The organism is Janthinobacterium sp. DSP2-3-3, from assembly GCF_049897325.1.
GTDB lineage: Bacteria > Pseudomonadota > Gammaproteobacteria > Burkholderiales > Burkholderiaceae_D > Janthinobacterium.
Genome location: NZ_JAFCWA010000011.1, coordinates 184701 through 208669, shown reverse-complemented (window position 1 = coordinate 208669; position 23969 = coordinate 184701). Strand labels below are relative to the sequence as shown.

Genomic DNA, 23969 nt, shown 5'->3' with positions numbered 1-23969 from the left:
CCCCTGGAAAATGACACAAAGCCACCGCCGCGCCGCAAGGGGCAATGCCCTGTCCGCCTGCTTGCTGATGACATTCATGACCTTGATGACATTCGTGCGGCCGGCTGCCAGTGCGGACGGTGCTGATGCGGCCGCGCGCACGACCCTGCGCTTCGACTTGCCCGCCCAGCCGCTCGACGCGGCGCTGGTGGCGTTTGGCGAAGTGACCGGGTATTCCGTGCTGGTCAGCACTCAACTGGCGGCGGGGCGCGTGGCCTCGCCCGTGCGCGGCGACTACACGCCGGCCGAGGCGTTGCAGCGTTTGCTGGTCGGTACGCAATTGGGCGCGCGCTTTAGCGGCAGCAATGCATTCACTTTGCTGGCGCTGGCCGATGCCCCCGTGGCGCCGGCGCCTGTACCGGCCGAGGCTGCCCCTGCCGTACCGCCCTTGCTAGCCTATGCGGCTATCCTGCAGCGCTCGCTCACGCGCGCCCTGTGCCGTTTGCATCCTGACGCCTTCGGCCGCTACCGCCTGGCCTTCCAGCTGTGGCTCGATGAACGGGGCAAGGTACGTGCCGTGCACGTACTCGAACCGAGCGGCGTGGCGCAGCGCGACCGCGCCGTGCTGCAGCGCCTGGGCAGCCTGCTGATGGATGGCGCGCCACCGGCGGGCTTGCCGCAGCCGCTGACGATTTTACTGACGCCGCGGCCCGATCCGGATGCCGATTGCGCACCGTATCTGCACCTGGCCGGGGCGCCCTGAGCATGTCGGAATTACTCAAAACCACCTTGCGCAAGTTGTTCCTGGAACGCTATGGACAGTTTCGCCGCCACCTGCAGCGCCGCCTGGGCTCGGAAGACCTGGCCAATGACGCGCTGCATGAAACGTATTTGCGGGTGGAGCGGATGAACGCGCCCGAGGCGATCAGCTATCCGTCCGCCTACCTGATGCGCATCGCCATTAACATTGCGGAAGATCAACGCCGCGACAATGCGCGGCTGCTCAGCCTGCTGGATATCGATGACCTGTACGAGATGGCCGATGAATTGGCCGACCCGGCCCGCACCTTCAGCGCGCGCGCCGAACTGGAAGAATTGGAGCGGGCCTTGCAGGAGTTGCCGAAACGCCGGCGCGCCATCGTCATCGCCGCCCGCGTCGATCAATTGCCGCACCGCGACATCGCCGAGCGCTTCGGCATTTCCGCCCGCACGGTGGAGAAGGAATTGCGCGCCGGCCTGGAACATTGCTGCGAACGCATGGGACGTGATTTCATCCAGCGCTTCGGTCCCGGCGCGGGAAAAACGTCTAAACATCATGACTGAACAAGCGGAAGACGACATGGGTGTCATCCAGAAGGAAGCGCAGGCGTGGGTCGTGCGGCTGGCCTCGGGCCAGGTCAGCGAGCGCGATGCGCAAGTGTTTCGCCACTGGTGTGCGCGCAGCCGCAAGCATGCCAACGCGTTTGCCGAGGCGCGTGCCGTGTGGGGCGCGATGGCGCCGGCGGCGCGCGCCGTCGAGCGGGCGCAGCGCCCGGTGAGCACGGCGCGGCGCGCCTGGCTGGGCGGTGCCGTGGCGGCCTCGCTGGGGCTGCTGGTGCTGCGCCCGCCGACGGACCTGTGGCCGGCCGTGGCGGGCCTGGGCGCCGACTACGCCACGGGCACGGGCGAGCAGCGCGCAGTGGCGCTCGATGGCGGCGTGCTGGTGCAGATGAATACGCAGACGCGCCTCGACGCGGCGCCTCTGCAGGATGGTGCCGCGTCGCTGGTGCTGCTAGCCGGCGAGGCGGAATTCCAGGCCGGCTTGCGCGGTGCGGCGCGCGTGCGCGTGCAAGCGGGCGACGGCACGGTGTCGGCCGCCAGCGCGCGCTTCAATATCCGCCTGTTTGGCCAGGAAGTGTGCGTGACGTGCCTGGCTGGCCGCTTGCGCGTGGCGCAGGCTGGCAACGATGCGGAACTGGCCGCCGGCCAGCAGCTGCGCTACCGGCCCGAGCATTTCGGCATCGCGCATGCGGTGGCAAGGGGCGACGTCAGCGCGTGGCGCCAGCGGCTGCTGGTGTTCAAGCAAAGCACGCTGGCCGAGGTGGTGGACGAAGTGAACCGCTATCGTCCCGGCAAGCTGATCCTCAATGGCGACGCCTTGAAACTCACGCGCGTGCAAGCCAGCTTTTCGCTCGACCGTCTCGACGACGTCATCGCCCTGATTCAGGATGCGTATGGCGCGCGCGTGACGCGTTTGCCGGGCGGCATCGTGCTGTTCGGCTGAGCCCCGCCTTGGCGCGCCAAGGCGGGGCGCCAATTATGACATTTTGATGACCTTTTGCAGTCCCGGACCTTGTTCCCTGTCAATGCTGCTGTAAGCCGCGAATCAGTGCCTGCCGCCCGCCCCGTGCGTGCCGCGCGCCGCCTCGCGATATCGGTCAGCAACGGAACATGAAAAGGGAATGTCGCCATGCAGCGAAGCAAGTCGGTCACGAAACACGCATCCTCCTCCGCCATGGCGGGCAACCGGACTGGGCGCCCAGTGCGATTGAAACCGCTGGCGCTGGCCATCGCCCTGCTGTTGCAGGCGGGTGGCGCGCAGGCGCAGCAGCCGTTCAGCGGCGCCTGGTTTGCCGGCAAGGGTGCGCAGCAGGGCACGGCAGCGGCCACGGGACGCTTGCCGAATGGCCAGGCCATCATCGGGACGGACAATAAGCAGGCGCAGCAGCAAAAAGCCAATGCACAGCTGCAAAGTTCGCTGAACAACCTGCAACTGGCGGCGCGCGCCATCGCCGTGCAGCAGGCGGCCCAGCAGGCGGCGCGCCAGGCGGCCATCGCCGCCGGCTCGAAGGTGCCGGAAGGCCTGGCCGAAGGCGGCTTGAAAGTCGACAGCAACAGCCTGACGGCCGGCTGGTTCAATGCGAATGGCCCCACGCAGGCGCAGGCCGACGGCAAGACCGTGGTGAGCGTCAAGCAGACGGCCGACAAGGCGATCCTGAACTGGGAAACATTCAACATCGGCCTGAACACCACGCTGCAATTCGACCAGTTGGCGAACTGGTCCGTACTCAACCGCGTCAATGATCCGCTGGCTCGTCCCAGCCAGGTGCGCGGCCAGATCAAGGCCGACGGCACGGTGATGCTGGTCAACCGCAACGGCATCGTGTTTACGGGCAGCAGCCAGGTCGACACGCGCAGCCTGGTGGCCGCCGCCGTGGGCATGAGCGACAGTCAATTCAAGAAGGGCATCTACAGCGAAACCCTGGGCTCGGGCTTTAAGCCCACGCTGGCCAACGACCTGCTGCTCAACGGCAGCGTGGCCACGCACGCCAACGCCACGGCTGACGTGGTGGTGCAGGCGGGCGCACAGATCAGCACCCGCAAGCCGCAGACGGTGACGGAAGGCGGTGGCTACGTGCTGCTGGCCGGGCGCGAAGTGCATAACGGCGGCAGCCTGGCGGCGCCGAACGGTCAAGTGACGCTGGCCGCCGGCGACAGCTTTGTCATCCGCAAGGGGCTGGGCACGGACGCCAACCAGACCTCCAGCACCCGTGGCAACGAGGTCGACGTCAAGTTCAACACACAAAGCGGCGCAGGCAAGGTGACGAATGCCGGCCTGGTGCAAGCGCTCACCGGCGACGTCACCCTGACGGGCCGCGACGTGAAGCAGTCCGGCGTGCTGCTCGGCAGCACCAGCGTGACGACACGCGGCACCGTGCACCTGAAGGCCGACGGCAGCGAAGGCTTGGTGACCCTGGCCCCGGACAGCCTCACTACGGTCTTGCTCGACGACAGCGGCGCCACCGCGCTGGACGTGCAGCGCGACGCGCTCATCAAGGATTCGGCGCTGCTGAGCGACGGCGCCTACAACCGCCGCGACCTGTCGCTGATCCAGATTGCCTCCGGCGGCGATATCGCCTTCGACAGCGGCTCGCTGACCCTGGCCACCGGTGGCCAGGTGAATGCGCTGGCCACGCGCCGCACGCAAGTCGCGCGCGGCGCCAGCATCGACGTCTCCGGCGCCGTCGGCGTCAACGTGGCGATGGCTTCGAACAATGTGCTGATCAATGCGCAGGGCAACGAACAGCGCGACGCGCCCGGCAACCGCGACAGCAAGGTGCTCAACAGCACCGACCTGTGGGTCGACCGGCGCGACCTGGTGCGGGTGGCGGCCGGCACGAATGGCTATCCGACCGACCGCTGGTACACGGGCGGCGGCTTGCTCGAAGTGAGCGGCTATCTCAACACCAGTGGCCATGGCATCGGGGAATGGGCGGCGCAGGGCGGTACGGTGGCCTTCCAGGGTGGCGAACTGGTGACCCAGGCTGGCTCTCTGCTCAACGTGTCCGGCGGCACTTTTAATGTCCAGACCGGCATGATTCGCCAGAGCTGGCTCAGCGGCAAGGATGGCCAGCTCTACAGGTTGTCGACGGCGCCCGGCGACATGCTGTATACCGGCGTCTACCAAGGCTACGCCGCGCACCACCAGCGCTGGGGCGCAGAAGTGACGGAAAATTTCGCCAATCCCTTGATCGGCGCCCAGCAACGGCTGGAAAACGGCTATACCGTGGGTCGTGACGCGGGCCGCGTGGTGGTGGGAACCACATCTGCCGTGCTCGAAGGCGCGATCGAATCGACCGTGTTTCAGGGTGAGCGCCAGCAGGACGCGCGCGACGCCACCCTCGACAGTTACCGCCAGTCGCAACTGGCCGCCGCCCGCAATGGCCAGCTGGTGCTGGGCCAGTTGGCGCCGGTGTACGACGCCGCCAGCACGCAGCTGCGCGACAATCCTGCGGCGCTGCTGCAAGCCATCCATATCGGCACCGGCGGCGCCAGCGCCGGCGATCTCCGGCGCGAAGACGCGCTGCCCAAGAACCTGGTCGGCAAGACCTACCTCGACGCCGGCTGGCTCAATGCACAACACCTGGGCGGCATCAAGGCCTACGCCGGCAGCGCCATCGAGGTCGATGCCGCGGTGCAGGTCACGCCTGGCGGCGAAATCGCGCTGCATGCGCCCCAGGTCAAGGTCAACGCCGGGCTGACGGCGCGCGGCGGCCGCATTGTGCTGGGCGACATCGTCAGCAAGCTGTCCAACGGCACGAGCGGCTGGCTCGATACAACGGTCGCTACGCCAGCGGCAGGAGCAAAGGTGGGCATCGATGTGACGGCCGGTGTGACGCTCGACACGCGCGGCCTGTGGAGCCAGCTCAAGCTTGACCCGAGCAACACGTCCGGCCTGCCCTATGTCAACGGCGGCGCGGTGTCGCTGGTCAGCAGCGGTACCGTCAACCTGGCGGCCGGCAGTGCGATCGACACGTCCTCGGGCGCCGCCTTGCTGGCCGACGGCAAGCTGAAGGGCGGGCGCGGCGGCGACATCACGCTGCGCTCGAATCAGAACGATCTCAACAGTGTCAAGTCGGAGACACTGGTGCTCGATGGCGAACTGCGTGGCTACGGCGTCAACGGTGGCGGTACGCTGACCATCGACAGCGGTACCGGCGTGGCGCTGGGCAGCGGCGTGCTGGCCGGCAATGGCGTGTTGCCTGCAGGCCAGTCCGTACCCGTGCACCTGACGCTGGCAGAAGCCTTCACCATCAAGGCCGGCACCGTGCTCGATGCCGACTTCAGCTATGTGAGCAGTCTGATCCATCCCGGCCAGCCGCTACTGGACTTGCCGGACTTTAGCGCGGCGCGCCCCTATACCCTGCCAGCCGCCTGGGTGGTGCCGCCCGCCTCGATCAGCTATGAATTCATCTACGTCATCGGCAGCAATGGCATTGAATACGGCAGCGGCATGACCGTGCCGGCCGGCATCACGCTCACGGGCGTGCGCGGCAAGCTCGGTTCCGGCTACCTGGTGCCGGCCGACGCCTTCCCTAACGGCATGCCGGTGCCCGCTTTCAACGCCAGGGTGGCGGCCGGTACCGGGTTCGCGGCCGACGTGACCTTGCAGGCGGGCGAGCGCCTGCTGGCCGGCAACCGTGCGCCGAAGGACCTGGTGGTCAAGCCGCTGTTGGTGCTGGACAATGCACTGTTCCAGCGTGGCTTTGCGCACTACAACATCAACGGCCAGCAGGGTGTGCAGGTGGCACAGGATGCCACCATCGACGTCAGCATGCCCTTGCTGCGCGCCGACCTGGCGCTGGCTGGCCAATTGCCCACTGGCACTGATCCAGCCGCCGCCCTGCAACCGTGGCTGGCGCCGCAGTGGCAGGAAAATGCGGCGAAAGGCGTGCTCAAGCAACGCGCCGGCGCCGATATCGCGCTGTCGGCAGGCACCCGCAACGCCAAGGCGCCGCTGGTGGTGGGGCAGGGCGCCACGCTGCGCGTGGACGACGGCAAGAGCATCAGCCTGACCGGCAACGGCCAGATCACCGTGGAAGGCACGCTGAGCGCGGCCGGCGGCCGCATTTCCGTGTTGCCGGGCATGCTCGTCACCGGTGGCGAGATCAACCGTCCGGACGGCAGCGCCAATGCCCAGTCGATCTGGATCGGCGAGCGCGCGGTACTCGACGTGGCCGGACGCGCGGCCACCGCCACCGACGCCCAGGGCGGCGTGTATGGCCATGTGGGCGCTGGCGGCACCATCGAGATCGGCGCCAGGCATAATCTCGACGCCACCCAGGTCGAGGCGGCCGACGCCTTTGTCATCGTGCGCCCCGGCGCACGCCTGGAAGCGTCCGGCGCCGCCGCCCAGCTCGACCTGCCCGGCCAGGGCAGCGTGCTGGTGGCCGGCGACGGCGGCAGCATCGCACTCAGTTCCTTCCGTGGCCTGTTCCTCGACGGCAGCCTGCATGCGGCAGCCGGTGGCGCCGGCGCGGCCGGCGGCACGCTGGCGCTGAACCTCGAAGCCCCGAACTACGGCATCGTCGGCAAGCTCGACTTGAAGGGCCTGGGCGTGGAAGACGCGGTGCGCGTGCCGCGCGAGCTGGTGCTGTCGCGCCTCCAGGGCGACAGTGGCCTGGCCGCCGACCTCCAGGTGGGTGATAACGATCCGGCGCTGCGCTACGGCGTGGCCCGGTTGGGTGCGGACCGTGTGGCCGCCGGCGGCTTCGACCACCTGGCCTTGCTGTCGAACGGCTTGATCAGTTTTGATGGCAACCTCGACCTGTCGCTGGGGCAGAGCCTGCGCCTGACCGCCAGCGCATTGGCCCTGGCCGACCATGCCCATGCCGCTACCACCGCGCAAGTCAAACTTGCGGCGCCCTACATCCGTCTGGCCGGCACCAGCCGCAGCCAGAGCGACGACCACCTGATGCCCAACCCGGTGCGCGGCTCCGGCAATGGCGGCGTCGGCGCCGGCAAGCTGGGCGTACCCAACGTGGACGACCATGCCAGCCTGACGCTGCATGCCGCGCTGATCGATCTTGCCAACGCCGTCAATGTCGGCAGCAACGGCGTGATCGCGCAAAACGTCGCCGACGACCTGGAGGTCAAGCGCGATGCCTTTGGCGAACTGGCGCTGCGCTCGAGCGGCGACATCCGCATGCGCACGGCGGCCGCGCTGTACACGCCCGGAAATCTGACCCTGGCGGGCGCACAAATCTATCCGGTGAGCGGCGCCACCGGCAAGGTGGAGGTGGGCAAACGCAACGTGCTCAACGAATTCGGGCAAAGGGCGACCGAGTTCGATCCGGGCCGCAGGCTGACCATCGAGCGCAGCGGCGACCCTGGCGCGCCATTGCCCGCCCTGCCCTACTCGGTGTTCGGCTCGCTTGAACTGAGTGCCGCCACGGTGAATCAAGGTGGCGTGGTGCGCGCGCCGCTGGGCAAAATCACGCTGGGCCAGAATACGAATGGCGCAGTGACCGGCCAGACCAATCTGCTGCCCGGCAGTGTGACATCGGTCAGCGCCAACGGCCTGGTGATGCCGTACGGCGGCTCGCTCGATGGCCTGAGCTATATGATGGACGGCGTCGACGTCGCATACAAGGGGGTGGGCAAGGACCCGGCCGTCGTGCTCACCGGCGAACACGTCGATGTGCGCGCTGGCGCCGTGCTCGACCTGTCCGGCGGCGGCACCCTGACCGGCGCGGCCTTCCTTGCCGGACGCGGCGGTTCGACCGACGCCCGCCTCAACCCGTTGGTGCAGACGTCCAGCAAAGGCGGCTTCGTGCTGCCGGGCCTGACCACCAATCCCGTCTACGCCATCGTTCCGGGTGCGCAGGCGGGCTATGCGCCCATCGTGGCCGAGAATGGCGCCGGCGATCCGGCGCTGGGGCGCCAGATCACCATCGGCGCCGGCGTGCCCGGCCTGGCTGCCGGCACTTATACCCTGCTGCCGTCGAGTTTTGCGCTACTGCCCGGCGCGTTCCGGGTGGAACTGAACGGTCTGGCCGCCGGCGGCTTGCCCGTCGGGTCGGCCACGGCCATGCGCAACGGCTCGATTACCGCCGCTGTCCAGTTGGGCACCAGCAATACCGACCGGCGCACGGCGCTGCCATCACAGGCGGTGCTGACGCCGGCTGACGTGCTGCGCAGCTATTCGCAATACAATGAAACGAGCTACGGCGCATTCGCGCTGGCGCAGGCGGTGCGCGACGGCGTGCCGCGGCCACTGCTCGAACGCGACGCCAAGGCGCTGCACATCGAACTGGTGCAGTCCAAGGCCAGCACCGACGATGCGCTGCGCTTTGCCGGCACGGCCAACTACACGCCAGGCAAGGATGGCTTTGGGGGCAGCGCGCTGCTGATGGGTGGCTTCGGCAAGAACTACGAAATCATCGGCAGCACCGCCGCGCCTAGCGTCGGCTTCGAAGGTATCGCCGTGCGGGTCGACGCCCTGAACGCCATCGGCGCTCCGCGTCTGGGCATCGGCGGCTTGCCTACCGTCAACTACAGCAGTACCAACGGCAACCAGCAAGCGAATATCGCCCAGTTCCAGGGCGGCGTCGATAACATCGTGGTGCGCGACGGTGCCGTGCTCAAGGCTGGCGAAGTGTTTTTGGTGACCAATAAAAAGGCTGGCGGCATCGTCATCGAGCAGGGTGGCGGTATCAACACCCTGGGCCGTGGCGCCGCCGCTTGGGATGCGAGCAACGGCTATGTGTATGCGCCTGGTACGTCCAGCGTGCTGGCCGTATCGAATGGCCGGCTGGACATGCTGGCGCCCGGCGTGAGCACCGATCCGCGATCCGGGCCGGGCCGCATCGATATCGGCGCCTGCGCGGCGGGCGCCGTGTGCAGCGGCAGCACGCCGCTGTATTCGGAAGGCAGCATCGTCGCCGCCACGGACCAGAGCTTCAACCTGCGCGACGCCACCACCTACGGCACCCGCAACCTGGTGCTGGCCGTGGGCGGCATCAATGTGGGCAGCGCAGCATCGCTGGCCGCCATGGCCGCGCGCGACGCGCTGCCGGCCGGACTGACCCTGAACCAGGGCATCCTCGACCGCCTGCTGCGCGGCGACGCCAGCGCGGGTGCGCCGGCGCTGGAAAGCCTGGTGCTGACGGCGCGCGACGCCATCAATTTCTACGACAACGTGGAACTGTCGACCATCGATGCGGCCAGCGGCAAGTCGTCGCTGGAGCGGCTGGTGATCGGCACCCCGGCGATCTACGGCGCCGGCGGCCGCGACGCCGTGGCGCGCATCAAGACCGATGTGCTGGTGTGGAACGGCGCCACGACCGCGCCGGGCCTGGTCGCCAGCGGCGGCGCCGGCAGCGGCAGCGGGCGCTTGCATGTCGACGCCCGCCAGGTCGAGTTCGGCTATGGCCCCAACAGCCGGCCAGACACCATCCATAGCATGGACCGCTTGATCCTCGGCTTTGCCGATGTCGCCATCAACGCCAGCGAGCGCATCACTGCCAACCACACTGGCTCGCTTTCGGTGTATCAGTCGCAAAGCGGCTGGGATACGGCCAGCAAGGGCTATCTGCGCAGCGGCGGCAACCTGGCGCTAAACACGGCGCTGCTCACCGGCACCGCCGGCTCCGTCAACAAGATCAAGGCGGGCGGCGACATTCATGTCGCCAAGCCATTCGGGGTGGCCGCAACCGCCCCGGGTGCGGCCTCGCTGGCCGGCGCACTGGGCGCCGAAGTGGCGCTGGACGGTCGCAGCGTGACGCTTGACACGGCAGTGCTGCTGCCAAGCGGCAAGCTCAGCGTGTCCGCCGAGCAAGACGTGGTACTGGGCGACGGTGCCCGGCTCGACCTGGCCGGCCGCAAGATCGATTTCAACGGCGTGGCCAAGTACAGCTGGGGCGGCGACGTGGTGCTGGACAGCCGCCACGGCGACGTGCGCCAGGCGGCCGCTTCCAGCATCGATTTCTCGGCCGTTTCCAACCGCGCCGGCAAGCTCACCGCCACCGCGCTGGACGCGCAGGCGGGCAGCGTGGCGCTGCTGGGCAGCATCGCCGGCGGCAGTAGCGGCCACTACGACGCGGGCGGCACCGACGTGCCGTTCGCGGCGGGCGGCCTCGACGTGCGCGGTCAGCATATCGCCGATTTCAAAGGCTTGAATCAGCGCCTGACCAAGGGCGGCGTGTTCGGCAGCCGCAGCTTCCAGCTCAAGCAGGGTGACCTGGTACTGGAGAATGAATTGAAAGCGCGCGAAATCACGGTATCGGTAGACGGCGGCCGTCTGGCCGTCAACGGCACTGTCGACGCCAGCGGCGAGCAGGTGGGCAGCATCCGCCTGGCAGCGCGTGACGGCGTCAGCGTGGCCGGCAGCGCGCTGCTCGACGCCCACGGCAGCGTGCTGCGGGTCGATAGCTATGGCCAGGTGATCGAGGCGCCCAACCGCGCCGTGATCGATATCGATGCCGGCAGCGGCCGGCTGGTGCTCGATACCGGCGCGCGCATGGACTTGCGTGCCGGCACCGCCGGCAAGGCCGACCGCATCGCCTCGCTGGGCACGCTGGAATTGAGCGCCCGGCGCCTGGGCGGCGCCACCGGCAACGATATCGCCATCGATGCGGCCGGTCCGCTGGCCATCGACGGCGCCCGCGCCATCACGGTCAATGGTTTCTGGTCGTACACGGACGCCCGCCCGGGTACGGAAACGACGGCCGACGGCCGCCCTTACCAGGTCATCGACCAGGCCTATCTGGACCGCAAGCACGACGATAGCGTGGCTTTCATGACGGGCGCCCTGGCCAACGACGGGCTGATGAATGGCCGCCTGTCCGGCCTGCGCAAGGACAAGGACGCCTTCCACCTGCGTCCGGGCGTGGCCATCCTCAGCGCCACGCCGGACGGCGACCTGCATGTCGATGGCGACATCGACTTGTCGGGCCACCGCTACGCCAGCGTCAATCCGCACACGCAGAAGACCGGCGTGGCCGGCTCCGGCGAAGCGGGCGCGCTGGTGCTGCGCGCGGGCGGCAACCTGAACGTCTTCGGCAGCATCAATGACGGCTTCGATGGCAAGGCCTTGCCGGTCACGCCGGACGACAAGGGCTGGATGCTGGCCAAGGGCCGGGTGCCGTTCGGCGCCGACGTCATCGTGCCGACTGGCCAACTGGTCACGCTGGCCGACGACACCTTCTTCCAGTCCGGCCGCACCTTGAACTACGACCTGCCGATGAAAGCCATGAGCTTGCGGGCCGGCACGGCGCTGCCGTCGCAAGCCACCCTGACGGCCGAGGTGGAATTGCCGGCCGGTACGGTGTTGGGCGGCGCCGTGCGCAATGCCGCTGGCGATGTCGTGTATCTGGCGGGCACCGTGCTGGCGAAGGCCGTCACACTGGGCAGCGGCACGCGGCTTGACGCCGGCACCCGCCTGCCCGTGGGGATGTCCGTGGCGGCCATGACCTGGCCCGGCGGCGTGCCGCTGCCGTACCCGGTGGGCGCGATCAAGGACATGCCGAGCCCCGACTACGATGGCGACGGCGTACCCGATATACCCGTCAATGGCGTAGTGCTGGCCGGCGAACTGACGCTGCGCAAGGGCGCGCTGGTGCCGAGCGAAACCTGGGTGCGGCTGCCTGGCGGCGCCGACTCGGTGGCCCTGCGTCCGGGTGATGCCGACGGCAACCAGGGCCGTAACTGGGCGCTGGCGCCGATGCTGGCCAGCGGTTCGCAGTCGTGGTCGATGCGCCTGGTGGCGGGTGCCGATATGCAGGCGGCCGATACCCGCGCGCTGCGCCCCATGGGCGCCAACCGCAGTCTGCTGCTGACCGACCACCACTACGGCGCGGTTCTGGCACCTAGATTGCCGACGGTGGCGGCGCCGCCGATCGAGGGTGTGGCGGGCAATTTCTATTGGATGGGCGACTCGGAACTGTATTCCGGCTATCCCGCCGGCATGCTGATCAATCTCGCCGACTTTGCCAGCGTGGAGGAGCTGCTGGCGTACAACCAGTGGGGCGTGGGTGACCTGGTGACCTGGCTGCCCGAAGGCGCCAGCTTCCCGATGGTGCCCTTGCCTGCGCGGCAACAGCTGTTCAGCGTGCTGCGTACGGGTACCGGTGACCTGGACCTTCTGGCCAGCGGCAATTTTAACCAGAGTTCGCCGTATGGCGTATATACGGCCGGTACCCAGGCGGCCAATGTGGCGGCGGCTTACCGGCTGCCGCGCGCGGCCGATCGCAAGGGTTCCATTCTCGGCCCCGATGGCGACGCCTTCAAGCCTTATGTGGACGGTGGCGCGCAAAGCCTGTACCAGGCCTGGTATCCCGAGCATGGCGGCAACGTGCTGGTGCGCGCGCAGGGCGACGTCACCGGCGATCTGGTGGGTGCCGGTTACGGCACCGAGCGTCGCCCCGACGACCTGGGCTACCTGCGTCCGCAGCAGGATAGCAGCGCCGTCGGCACCTGGCTGTGGCGCCAGGGCACCGGCAGCGCGGTCGCCCAGGGCGATGGCGTGCCCACCGCCTGGTGGATCAACTTTGGCAGTTACGTCGCCGGCGGCATCGGCATTAACTACCTGTACCAGACCCTGCCCGTGATGACCGGCTTCACCGGCATCGGTACCCTGGGCGGCGGCAACCTCGTGCTCGAGGCGGGCGGTGCCGCCGGCATGCTGTCGCCGCGTACCGACCAAGGCGCCAAATTCGTCATGCGCAGCCAGGGGTTGAACCTGGCGGTGGCCAGCACCGGCCGGGTATCGGCCGACGGTTCCGCGCTGACGCTGACCGGCGGTGGCGACCTCGACGTGCGCATTGGCGGCGGCCTCAATCCGGTGGCCGAAGTGCGCTCGTTTGCCGCCACGACCGGTGAGATCATGCCGGATACCCGTTTTGCCGGCAACCGTGGCGACCTCAATAGCACCTTCGTCAATCTGCGCGGCGCCTTGCGCATGGAGGCGGGATCGGTGGGTGGCATCGAGCTGCGCTTCGACAAGGGTGACAGCCAGGAGTCGCGCGCCTATCAGGTCTACACCGCCACCTCGTCCATCGCGGGCGGCGGGCCGGTGGTGGTGCCGGGCGACTCCGGCGTGCGCATCGATGCGCGCGGCGACCTGGTGCTGGGCGGCGTGGGCGACGCGGGCCGCGTCACCCAGATCAACAACGGCACGCCGTTCACCGCGAAGGGCGTGGCGCAAGACGGCGAGGGCTACAGCTGGTTTTCGCTGTGGACGCCGTCGACCGCTATCGACCTGTTCAGCGCGGGCGGCAACCTGACGCCGTCCACGGCCTGGAGCGACGACCGCGCCAGCGGCAACCAGGCTTCCAGCGGCGGGCGTTTCGTGATGCCGTCGCAATTGCGCGCGGTGGCCGCCAGCGGCAACTTGTATGTGGGCAACTCCGCCCAGGGTGCGGAGGATATTGGCACGAATGCGCTGGCGCGGCCGGCCACCGGCCTGCTGCTGGCGCCATCGCCGGTCAATGCGCATTTCACCCGCCGCACGCCGGGGCAGCTGGAACTGCTGGCAGCCGATTCGATCTACGCCGGTGCTTATTCGGTGACGGCGTCGGGCGCCGATTCGACTGCGCTGCCCAGCCCTTTCAATCCGGGCTTCGCGGGCGTCTCCGGCACCACCGCCTATGGCGACATGTATACGCATAACGTCAGCCAGGAAGCACAGGCGCCCAGCGTGCTGTTCGCGTCGCGCGAAGCCGGCGCTTTACCGCAGCGCTATCCGCTGTTCACGCTGACGCCGCCCACCGCCTCGGGCTATGCGGTGCAGGACCAGCTGCCAGCACGCTATTACGCGCTGGCGGGCGATATCGTCGGGCTGCGCACCGGTTCCATCATTACGCGCGGCGGCGGCAACGCGGCCAGCCACAGTACCTGGTACGAGGGCGCCGGTCCGGTCGATATCCGTGCAGGACGCGACATCGTCAACTCCGGCACGGCGCTGGGGCTGGTCGAAGCCACGCCACAGGGACTGCTGGGCTGGACTTCGGAGATAGCGTACGCCAATCCTTCGCTGCCGCTGCGGCCGACGGAAAACTTTGTTGGTTCGGCGCGCGGCAATCTGATACTGCACAACAATCCGGACGCGGTGTCGGTCGTGCATGCCGGCCGCGACATCCGTTACGGCACCTTCTACGTGGGCGGTCCAGGCACGCTGGAAGTGACGGCCGGGCGCGACATTGACATGGCCGACAAGGCCGAGCTGAAGAGTATCGGGGCGGTGGCCAATGTCACGTCTGGTGATCGCAGCAGCGGCGCCAGCATCGCGGTGGCGGCCGGGGTTGGGGCACATGGTCCCAACTACGACGCCTTTGCGGCGCGCTATCTCGACGCTGCCAACCTGATCGACCGAGGCAAATCGCTGGCCGACCAGCCCGGCAAGGCGGTGGCCGTGTATGGCGGCCGCCTGGGCCTGGCCGACTGGTTGCGCACGGAATTCGGCTACAGCGGCGATGAAGCGGGCGCGCCCGCCTTCCTGGCCACGCGTCAGAGCGAGCTCGACAAGACTCGCCAGGCCAGCAGCGGCGGCGCCAAGCGCGACCTGCAGCGCGAGTATGGTCTTTCCAGCCAACTGCACCTGGTCAACTGGCTGGAAACCCGCTACGGCGCCGGCCAGCCCAATGGTCTCGGAAAGCGCTTTGATGCAGCCAGCATGGACGCACGCAAGTTTTTCGCGGCCTTGCCGGCCGAGCAGCAGCGGGTCTTCCTGCGCAACGTCTATTTCGCTGAACTCAAGGCTGGCGGGCGCGAGTACACGGCGGCGGGCGGCGTGCGCGAAGGCAGCTACCTGCGCGGCCGCGAAGCGATCGCCACGTTGTTCCCGACCAAGGATGCGCAGGGCAAACCCGTGACCTACGCGGGTGACCTGACCATGTTCAGTGGTGCCACCTACTATGTGGACGGCGCCGAGGGAGTCAGTACCAAGCGGCCGCGCAAGGGCGTCAATTATCTGACGCGCGAACAATATGCGCGTTTGGGCGACACCCACGCCCCGGTGTTCGACCTGGCCGATGCCGGCATCCACACCGACTTCGGCGGCAACATCGACATCCTGACGCCGGGCGGGCGCACGCTGGTCGGGGTGGACGGCGGCTTCGTGCCGGGCGAAGGCTCGGGCGTGCTGACGCAGGGCGCCGGCGAAATCCAGATCTATGCCAGGGACAGCATCCTGCTGGGCCAGAGCCGCATCTTCACCACCTTCGGCGGCAATATCCTGGCCTGGTCGTCGCAGGGCGACATCAATGCCGGCCGCGGCTCCAAGTCCACCGTGGTGTTTACACCACAGCGCCGCGTCTACGACAACATCGGCGTGGTCAGCCTGTCGCCGACCACGCCGAACACGGGCGCCGGCATCGCCACCCTGAACCCGATCCCGGAGGTGCCGCCCGGCGACATCGACCTGATCGCCCCGCTGGGCACCATCGACGCGGGCGAGGCGGGCATCCGCGTCTCGGGCAACGTCAACCTGGCCGCGCTGCAGGTGGTGAATGCGGCAAACATCCAGGTGCAGGGCAAGTCGACAGGCATGCCGGTCATCGCCGCAGTGAACGTGGGTGCGCTCAGCAATGCCAGTGCGGCCGCCACGCAAGCCGTCTCTGCGGCGCAGGACGTGCTGCAGCGTGAACGGGCTGCCACGCGCCAGGCGCTGCCATCGCTGTTCACGGTGAAAGTACTAGGCTTTGGCAACGAGCAGGCGGACGAAGGCGGTGTCGGCAAGCACAAGGGTGGTGAGCCACAGGCGTCGAACTACCAGCCGGCCGGCGTGGTGCAGGTGCTGGGCGCAGGGCCTTTGACGGCGCCGCAGTTGCAGGCACTCACGCCGAACGAGCGGCGCGGCCTGCAACCATGAGTTTTATGAACATTTGATGACATTCGACAGTTGCCGCGCGCGGCGGCAGTCTAGGCATCAGTAGACAAGCTTCGGTGGACCACATCCGCAGTATAAAACGCCGGCCCAGCGCCGCAATACAGGGCAACCGTTTGATTTTAAGGTGAATGGAAGATGCGTGAGATGAAAAAACAGGGCAAGGGGGCAGCACCAGCGGCACCCGCGACCGCCTTGACGATGCTGTGCCTGGCCATGCTGGCGTTGCCCGGCATGAGCTGCGCTCAGGAAACAGTTGTCGCCGCGCCGGCCGTGCCGGAACGGCAAGTGACGATCGAGGAATACCTGGTGCGCGGCAATACCGTGCTCGATGCGCGTGCCATCGAAGAGGCGGTCACGCCCTTCCTGGGGCCGGGCCGCAGCCTGAAGGACGTGGAGGGGGCGCGTGACGCCCTCGTTGCCGCCTACCAGGCGCGTGGCTACCAGTCCGTCTACGTGGACTTGCCGGAGCAGCAGGTGGAGCAGGGCGTGGTGGTGCTGCAGGTGAGCGAAACCAAGGTGGGACGCTTGCGCGTCGTCGGTGCGCAATACAACTCGCCGCTCGACGTGCGCCAGCAAGTGCCGGCACTGACGGAGGGCAAGGTGCCCGACTTTACGCAGGCGCAAGTGGAACTGACGGCCCTGAACCGCGGCCCCAAGCGCCAGGTGATGCCGCTGGTCAAGCAGGGCAGCCTGCCCGGCACCATGGACGTGGACTTGAAAGTGGAAGACAGCAGCCCGTGGCGCGCCAGCGTGGGCTTGAACAACGATTACAGCGCCGATACGAAAAAGCTGCGCACCAGCATGTCGGTCGGCCACGACAACCTGTGGCAGCTCGGGCATAGCGCCACCCTCAGCTTTTTCGGCACGCCGGGCGACCTGAACCAGACCAAGGTGTGGTCCGCCTCGTACGTGGCACCCATCGGCACGCAGGGCTGGAGCGTGGAGGCGACCGGCTACCAGTCGAACAGCAACGTGGCCAGCACCGGCGGCACCAGCGTGCTGGGCAAGGGCCATGCGCTGGGCATGAAGCTCAACTACACGGTGCCCAATAGCGGCATCTGGTGGCACAGCTTTAGCGGCGGCATCGATTTCAAGGATAACCAGGAAGCGCTGCAACTGAATGGCGCCGGTTCCAGCATACCCCTGAAGTACGTGCCGCTCAGCGTGGCCTACAACGGTTTTGCGCAGACGGAGACGGCGACCTACGGCCTGGGCCTGTCGCTGGTGGCCGGCACGCGCGCCGCGTTCGGCTATGGCAGCGACAGCGCCGCCTACGACAACAAGCGCTACAAGGCCTCGCCCAGCTTCCTCGTGCTCAAGGGCGATGCCAACGTGACCACCACCCTGGGCAGCGGCGCGCAGCTGTACGGCAAGCTGGCGGGCCAACTGGCCGATGCGGCGCTGGTGTCGGGTGAACAGATGGCCGCCGGCGGCGCCAATTCCGTGCGCGGCTATCTGTCGGCCGAAGCGACGGGCGACTACGGCGTCTCGGGCAGCGTCGAATGGCGCACGCCCCAGCTGACGTATTTCAACCGCCTGGAAAACTGGCGTTTGTTTGCCTTTGCCGATGGCGCGCGCCTGCGCTTGCGTGACCCGCTGCCGGAACAGAAAGACCTGTTCGGCCTGGCGTCCGTGGGCGTGGGCAGCAGCTTCCAGTTCCTGCGCTACCTGAATGGCCGCATCGATTTTGCTTACCCGCTGCGCGATGGCCCGCGCACGCACAAACACGTGCGCCGCATCAATTTCAACCTGTCGGCCAGCTACTGACGGGCCAGCTCACCAGCACTGTACTTTTTTAGACTTTTCTTCGGAGAATCACTGTCATGCAACGTTTTCTTTTTTTGCTCACGATCCTGGGCACGCTCGTTCCCGGCCTGGCGCATGCCTGGTGGCAGCCCGACTGGGCTTACCGCAAACCCGTCACCGTCGATGCCGGCCCGAAAGCCGGTGCCGTGGGCGGCGATCCCGGCCGCATTCCCGTGCTGCTGCGCTTGCATTCGGGTAACTTCAACTTTGAAGGCGTCAGCGACAACGGCGCCGACCTGCGCTTCGTGGCGGGCGACGACAAGACGGTGCTGAACCACCAGATCGAGCAATTCAACCCGCTGCTGGGCATCGCCCTGATCTGGGTTGATGTACCGGCCCTGAGCGCGGGCACGCCGCAAAAATTGTGGATGTATTACGGCAATCCGAAGGCGCCCGCGTCCGGCAATGGCCAGCGGACTTTTGACCCCGACTACAGCCTGGTGTACCACTTCAGCGAACCGGGCGTGCCCTCGCGCGACAGCACCGCCTACGGCAACCATGCCCAGACGGCCGTGCCGGCGCTCGACGGTTCCGTCATCGGCGCCGGCGCCCGCCTGGGCACCACGCCATTGATGCTGCCCGCCTCGCCTTCGCTGGCGCTGGCCGCCGCTGCGCCATTTACCTTCTCGGCCTGGGTCCGTCCGGACAGCCTGGGTGCGCGACAAGTGCTGTATGCACGCCGCGATGGCACCAGTGAATTGCTGATCGGTATCGACCAGGGCGTGCCGTTCGTGCAGGTAAATGGCCAGCGCAGCAAGCCTGGCCAACCGATCCAGGCTGCGCAATGGTCGCACCTGGCTGTCAAAGCCGATAAAAACAATGTGGCCCTGTATGTGGGCGGCCGTCCGGCCGTCTCGCTGGCCACCGCCCTGCCGGCGTTCAGCACGGCGGCCTCGGTGGGCGCCGATGCGCCTCCGGCCGCCTCCGGTGCCGAAACCCTGGCCAACTTCACGGGCGCCATCGACGAGCTGCGCCTGTCGCGCACGGCCCGTCCCGATGCGCTGCTGCTGGCCGATGCCGTCTCGCAAGGTTCCGAATCGCGCCTGGCGGTGTTTGGCGCCGATGAACAGCAGGCCGGTAAAAGCCATTTCGGCTTCATCATCGCCGCCATGCCGCTCGACGCCTGGATCGTCGTGGGCTTGCTGGGCTTGATGATGGTCTTGTCGTGGATCATCATGATCGGCAAGGGCCGCAGCTATGGCGCCATTGCGCGTGCGAATGCGCAATTCATGCAGTCGTTCCACGAAGCGGCCGGCGCGCCGCTCGATCACCTGGCGCGTAACGGCAAGCTGAGCACTTCCGTGAAGACGGATTCCTCGCTGTGGCGCCTGTATGACGTAGCCATCGACGAGATGCGCCGCCGGCATGACCGCGGCTACGACTTGAACGCCGTTTCGAACGCCACCATCGGCGCCATCCGCGCGGCCATGGATGGCGTGATGGTGCGCGAAAGCGAACGCATGTCGAAACGCATGATCTGGCTCTCGACCACCATCGAAGGCGCGCCATACGTGGGCCTGTTCGGCACCGTGATCGGCATCATGCTGGTGTTCGTCGTGGCGGCCATGGCCGGCGCCGTGGACATCAACTCGGTGGCGCCGGGGATGGCTGCTGCGCTGTTGTGTACGGCTGCGGGCCTGGGCGTGGCGATTCCCGCCCTGTTTGGCTACAACTGGCTGTCCTCGCGTTCGGACGCCATCGTCGCCGATATGGCTGTCTTCGTCGATGAATTTGCCACACGTCTGGCTGAAGAGCAGGGCGACGGACGGCAGATGCGTCCCGTGCTGCAACAGGCGTGAGGGGCGCATAACCATGGCCACCTCCGCCAAGTTTACCCCCCGCAAGCGTAGCGGCGGCATCAACATCACGCCCTTCGTCGACGTGCTGCTGGTGGTGCTGGTGATCTTCATTTTGACCAGCAACGCCAGCATTCCCGGCATCAAGGTCGACCTGCCCAAGGCCAGCTCGGCCATGGCGCTGGAAAAACCGAAGACCAAGGCCATCACCATCGACAACGCGGGCCAGGTCTTCCTCGATGCCTATCCCGTCACCTTGCCCGAGCTGGAAGAGCGCTTGCGCACGGAAAAGGCCTTGACGCCCGACTTTCCCGTGATCGTGCGCGGCGATGCCGCCGTGCAGTACGCGAAAGTGGTCGAAGTGCTCGACTTGCTGCGCCGCATCGACCTGAACCAGGTGGGCCTGGTGACCGGCAAGCCGGCATGAGGAGCGCAAGGTGAAGCGTGACGACATGATGAAGACGGCTGCCTCGGAACCGTCGGGCGCGGCGCAGTGGTGGCGCCGCTGGGGCGGCGTGGCCGGTGGCGCGCTGCTGGCTGCTGCACTGGCCGCGCTGGTCTGGTATTTGCTGTCCGACACGGCCGCCACCAAGCGCGAAGTGGCGGCCCCGCCGATGCTGATGCTGCCACCGCCGCCACCGCCGCCGCCGGAACCGGAAAAACTGCCGGAACCGACGCCCGACAAGGTGGTGCCGGAAGTGTCGGAGCCGGAACCGACGCCGGCCGACAAGCCCATGGATGACGCGCCGGAAAGTCCGTCGCCGGACAAGGGCGACCCCGTCACCATCGATGGCGCGGCGCAGGCTGGCAGCGACGCCTTCGGTATCCAGGCCGGGCGCGGCGGCGGCATGACAGGCGGCGGCGGTGGTGGCGGCCTCGGCGCGGGATCGTATGGCCGCTATGTGGCGAATGCCTTGCAGATGGCGTTCGCCCGCGACCCGCGCACGCGCCAGCTGGCGTTTGCCGACATCCGCGTCGACCTGTGGCTCGATACGGAAGGCAGGACGACGAAAGTGCAGCTGGTGCAAGGCACGGGCAATGCGCAGACGGATGAGCAGGTGTTGGCCATGGTGCGCGACTTCCGCGCCGATGAGCGGCCGCCGGCGTCCTTGCGTTTCCCGGCCCGCGTTTCAATCAAAGGCCGCCGGCCGTAGTGCACACATTCATTTTAATTTTTACCGAAAGAAACAATGAATTCCATATTTTTCCCCTCACAGCGTATGCGCCGCCTTCCGCTGGCGCTGGCTGCCTTCGCCCTGAGTGTGGCGGCAGGCGCGGCGCAAGCCCAGACTGCACCGGCCGACAGCACCATGGTCAAACTGATCCGCGGCTTGATCCAGAGCGGCGCCCTGAACAAGGATGCCGGCGAAGCGCTGCTGGCGCAGGCGCAGAGCGAAGCGCTGGCCGCAGCGCAAGCCCGTCCGGCCGCTGCGCCAACGGCCCTGGCGCAGGTGCAGGCGGGCGATGTGCGCGTGCCGTATATTTCGCAAACAGTGCGCGAGCAGATCCGCGACGAGATCAAGGGACAAGTGCTGGCCGAAGCGAAGGCGGGCGGCTGGGCGGCACCGAATGAAACGCCGGCCTGGACCAAGCGCATCCGCCTGGAAGGCGACGTGCGCGCGCGCTACGAATCGCGCTATTACGACATGGCCAACAGCAATATCGAGATCGACTGGCGCTCGCTCAACAGCGGCAGCGGCTACGACGTCAATTCGAATACCAACCTGGCCCTGCCGGCGCTGCTGAACACGCGCGAAGACCGCAAGCACTTGCTGCGCGCGCGCGCCCGCCTGGGCATCCTGGCCGACATTTCCGACAGCACGCAAGCGGGCATACGCTTGGCCAGCGGCAACGATGACAGCCCGGTGTCCACCACGCAAACCCTGGGCGGTGGCCTGGGCAAGAAAAACATCTGGCTGGACCAGGCCTGGCTGTCCTACCAGCCCGCTTCGTGGCTGAAACTGACGGCGGGCCGCTTCGACAACCCGTTTGTGTCCGGCGACGAACTGTTTTCCAGCGAACTCAATTTTGACGGCATCGCCGCCAAGGTGCAGCAACCGGTGGGCGCAAATAAGGACGTCACCGTGTTCGGCACGCTGGGCCTGATCCCGCTCGAGTATTCGTCCGACAATGCGCCTAGCCGCAGCCAGGCAAAAATGTCCAGCGAAAACAAATGGCTGCTGGGCGCGCAGGTGGGCGCCTCGTGGAAGATCAATAGCGACCATCAATTGCGCGGTGCGCTGGCCTACTACAACTTCCGCAACATCAGCGGCGAGTACTCGCAGCCGTGCGCGTTGTACGCGGGCGCCGATGGCTGCAACACGGACTGGTCGCGTCCATCGAGCATGCAAAAGGGCAATAGCTTGATGCTGCTGCGCAATATCGCGTTGAACCCGCTCGACCCGGCAAATACGCCGCAGCCGCAATTCGTCGGCCTGGCGTCGAAGTTCCGCCTGGCCAATCTGAATGCGCGCTGGGATAGCAAGGTGGCCGGCGGCACGGACTTGCGCATCGAAGGCGATTATGTGCGCAACATGGCTTACGACAAGAATGCCATGTGGGCGCGTGCCAAGGGCGGCATCATGAACAACTTTGGTGGCACGGGCGGCGTCTCGCAAGCCGATTTCAGGAGCGGCGGCAATGCCTACATGCTGCAGGCGACCCTGGGCAAGGCCAGCCCGGCGGCGCGCGGCGACTGGAACGTGCTGCTCGGCTACAAGCGCATCGAACCGGATGCCTTGCCTGACGCCTACAACGATTCCACTTTCCACCTGGGCGGCACGAATGCACGCGGCTACTACCTGGGCGGCGCGTATGCGCTCGACAAGAATACCTGGTTGAACGGTCGCTGGACGTCGAGCCGCGAAGTGTTCGGTTCTGCGCTGTCGATCGACACCCTGCAAATCGAACTGAACGCGCGTTTTTAAGGAGCCATAATGTTGATACTCAACAAAACGCGCTTGCCGCTCCTGCTGCTGATGCTGCTGGCCGGTGGCGCCGCCCAGGCGCAGGGACAGAAGGGGCAAAGCATGGAAGAGCGCTTGCGTGCCGAGTTGCGCAATGTCACGGCGCAATTGCAGCAGACGCGCGGCGAGCTGGACTTGCTCAAAGCCAAGGGCGCGCCTGCTGCCAAGGTGGCGCCCGTGGCCGCTGCACCGGCCAGCGATGGCTTGAAAAAGGAACTGGCACGCAGCCACTCGCAGCTGGCGCAGGAGCGCGCGCAGCGGGAAAAACTGGGCGAGCAGCAACAGCGCAGCGCCACCGCCGCGCAAGAGGCAAGCGCCAGCCTGGCGCAGTACCGCCAGGCTGGCGAGCAACTGGCCGCCAAGGGCAAGCAGATCGAAGCGGAGCGTGCGCGTCTCGACGGTGAATTGACGTCGCAGCGCGGTGCCCTGGCGCGCTGCGAAAGCAAGAATGCCCAGCTGTATGCGACCGGGCAGGAAATCCTGCAAGCGTATGAAGGCCTCGACGTGCTGGACGTCATGAAAGCGCGCCAGCCGTTCGCCGCGCAAAGCCGCGTCAAGCTCGAGCAAATCGCCCAGCATTACGGCGACCAGTTGTACCAGGGCCGCTTTGATGCGCGTCAAACAGAAACGCCGGCCGCGCCCGCGGCCGCACCCCAATAATTTTTTTGAAATGAATGGAATGACGATGGAAAACACCAACAACTTGCTGACCACCCTGAATGCGGAACAAATGGCTGACGCCATCAAGGCGGCCGGCTGCGCCGTGACGAGCATTGAACACGACGGCGTGGTGCGCCTGCACAGCGCCAGCCATGGCATCGGCTTTCAAGTGCTGTGGGGCAATGAAGCGGCGCCTGGCCAGTACGCGGACCTGACCCTGAGCTGCCCGCTGCGCGTGCAGGGCGGCGACTTGCCGGCCGGCTTGCTGGCCGAATGGCACCGCAGCAAGCGTTTTGCCCGCGTGGCCCAGCATGGTGATTTCGTCGTGCTGGAAATGGATGTACTGGTCGCCGGCGGCGTCAGCAAGGAGTACCTGAATATCAATCTGCAACTGTGGACGCAGATGATGGGTCAGTTCTTCTTGTTTTTGCGTAACTTTACGCCTGCTGACACGGCCACTGCACCGGTCATGGAGGCCGCCAGCGTGGCAGAAGAAGAAACTGTGTCGGCCTGACAAGTGCCGTCCACGGGCGGCAAAAATGGCCGGTGACGGGCCTTTTTTGCCGCTTGCGGGTCCCAAGTGTCGTATTAAATACTTATTTTTTAGGCATCGCG

Annotated in this window: 11 protein-coding genes; all 11 read left to right on the top strand. The window is 67.0% G+C overall.

Annotation, left to right across the window (positions count from 1 at the left end; genetic code table 11):
• The first annotated feature begins 76 nt into the window (after window positions 1-76).
• The 11 genes from ACP7DE_RS21475 (at window position 77) to ACP7DE_RS21425 (ending at window position 23868) form a co-directional block, all read left to right on the top strand.
• Window positions 77-742, top strand: a complete 666-nt coding sequence (locus ACP7DE_RS21475) for a secretin and TonB N-terminal domain-containing protein (RefSeq protein WP_426073985.1) — start codon at window positions 77-79, stop codon at window positions 740-742.
• A 2-nt stretch (window positions 743-744) separates the two neighbouring features.
• Entirely contained in the window at window positions 745-1302 is a 558-nt protein-coding gene (locus ACP7DE_RS21470) for an RNA polymerase sigma factor (RefSeq protein WP_426073984.1), read from the top strand.
• The gene (locus ACP7DE_RS21465; RefSeq protein WP_426073983.1) at window positions 1295-2242 is read left to right on the top strand and encodes a FecR family protein; all 948 of its coding nucleotides are present in this window, start codon (window positions 1295-1297) and stop codon (window positions 2240-2242) included. Before ACP7DE_RS21470 ends, ACP7DE_RS21465 begins: the two co-directional genes overlap by 8 nt.
• Before the next feature lie 186 nt (window positions 2243-2428).
• Window positions 2429-16108 (top strand): filamentous haemagglutinin family protein, encoded by a 13680-nt coding sequence (locus ACP7DE_RS21460; protein ID WP_426073982.1) that lies wholly within the window; start codon window positions 2429-2431, stop codon window positions 16106-16108.
• A 153-nt stretch (window positions 16109-16261) separates the two neighbouring features.
• On the top strand, window positions 16262-17893 hold the full coding sequence (locus ACP7DE_RS21455; protein WP_426073981.1) for a ShlB/FhaC/HecB family hemolysin secretion/activation protein: 1632 nt from the start codon (window positions 16262-16264) through the stop codon (window positions 17891-17893).
• 56 nt (window positions 17894-17949) lie between these two features.
• Window positions 17950-19731 carry a DUF2341 domain-containing protein gene (locus tag ACP7DE_RS21450; protein ID WP_426073980.1) on the top strand — a complete coding sequence of 594 codons (1782 nt, stop codon included), beginning with the start codon at window positions 17950-17952 and terminating at the stop codon, window positions 19729-19731.
• Between the two features lie 13 nt (window positions 19732-19744).
• Window positions 19745-20155 carry an ExbD/TolR family protein gene (locus ACP7DE_RS21445; protein WP_034753784.1) on the top strand — a complete coding sequence of 137 codons (411 nt, stop codon included), beginning with the start codon at window positions 19745-19747 and terminating at the stop codon, window positions 20153-20155.
• A 10-nt stretch (window positions 20156-20165) separates the two neighbouring features.
• Window positions 20166-20882 (top strand): energy transducer TonB family protein, encoded by a 717-nt coding sequence (locus tag ACP7DE_RS21440; RefSeq protein ID WP_426073979.1) that lies wholly within the window; start codon window positions 20166-20168, stop codon window positions 20880-20882.
• A gap of 66 nt (window positions 20883-20948) precedes the next feature.
• Entirely contained in the window at window positions 20949-22655 is a 1707-nt protein-coding gene (locus tag ACP7DE_RS21435; RefSeq protein WP_426073978.1) for a putative porin, read from the top strand.
• Window positions 22656-22664: 9 nt separating this feature from the next.
• Window positions 22665-23354, top strand: coding sequence for a hypothetical protein (locus ACP7DE_RS21430; protein WP_426073977.1), 690 nt, complete (start codon window positions 22665-22667; stop codon window positions 23352-23354).
• Window positions 23355-23379: 25 nt separating this feature from the next.
• Entirely contained in the window at window positions 23380-23868 is a 489-nt protein-coding gene (locus ACP7DE_RS21425) for a YbjN domain-containing protein (RefSeq protein ID WP_426073976.1), read from the top strand.
• Window positions 23869-23969 lie beyond the last annotated feature (101 nt).

Excerpts from the sequence above, each read along its gene's own strand:
- ACP7DE_RS21445 (WP_034753784.1), top strand. The coding sequence starts at position 19,745 with ATGGCCACCTCCGCCAAGTTTACCCCCCGCAAGCGTAGCGGCGGCATC.
- ACP7DE_RS21470 (WP_426073984.1), top strand. The coding sequence starts at position 745 with ATGTCGGAATTACTCAAAACCACCTTGCGCAAGTTGTTCCTGGAACGC.
- ACP7DE_RS21475 (WP_426073985.1), top strand. The coding sequence starts at position 77 with ATGACCTTGATGACATTCGTGCGGCCGGCTGCCAGTGCGGACGGTGCT.
- ACP7DE_RS21425 (WP_426073976.1), top strand. The coding sequence starts at position 23,380 with ATGGAAAACACCAACAACTTGCTGACCACCCTGAATGCGGAACAAATG.
- ACP7DE_RS21455 (WP_426073981.1), top strand. The coding sequence starts at position 16,262 with ATGCGTGAGATGAAAAAACAGGGCAAGGGGGCAGCACCAGCGGCACCC.
- ACP7DE_RS21435 (WP_426073978.1), top strand. The coding sequence starts at position 20,949 with ATGCGCCGCCTTCCGCTGGCGCTGGCTGCCTTCGCCCTGAGTGTGGCG.
- ACP7DE_RS21460 (WP_426073982.1), top strand. The coding sequence starts at position 2,429 with ATGCAGCGAAGCAAGTCGGTCACGAAACACGCATCCTCCTCCGCCATG.
- ACP7DE_RS21450 (WP_426073980.1), top strand. The coding sequence starts at position 17,950 with ATGCAACGTTTTCTTTTTTTGCTCACGATCCTGGGCACGCTCGTTCCC.
- ACP7DE_RS21430 (WP_426073977.1), top strand. The coding sequence starts at position 22,665 with ATGTTGATACTCAACAAAACGCGCTTGCCGCTCCTGCTGCTGATGCTG.
- ACP7DE_RS21465 (WP_426073983.1), top strand. The coding sequence starts at position 1,295 with ATGACTGAACAAGCGGAAGACGACATGGGTGTCATCCAGAAGGAAGCG.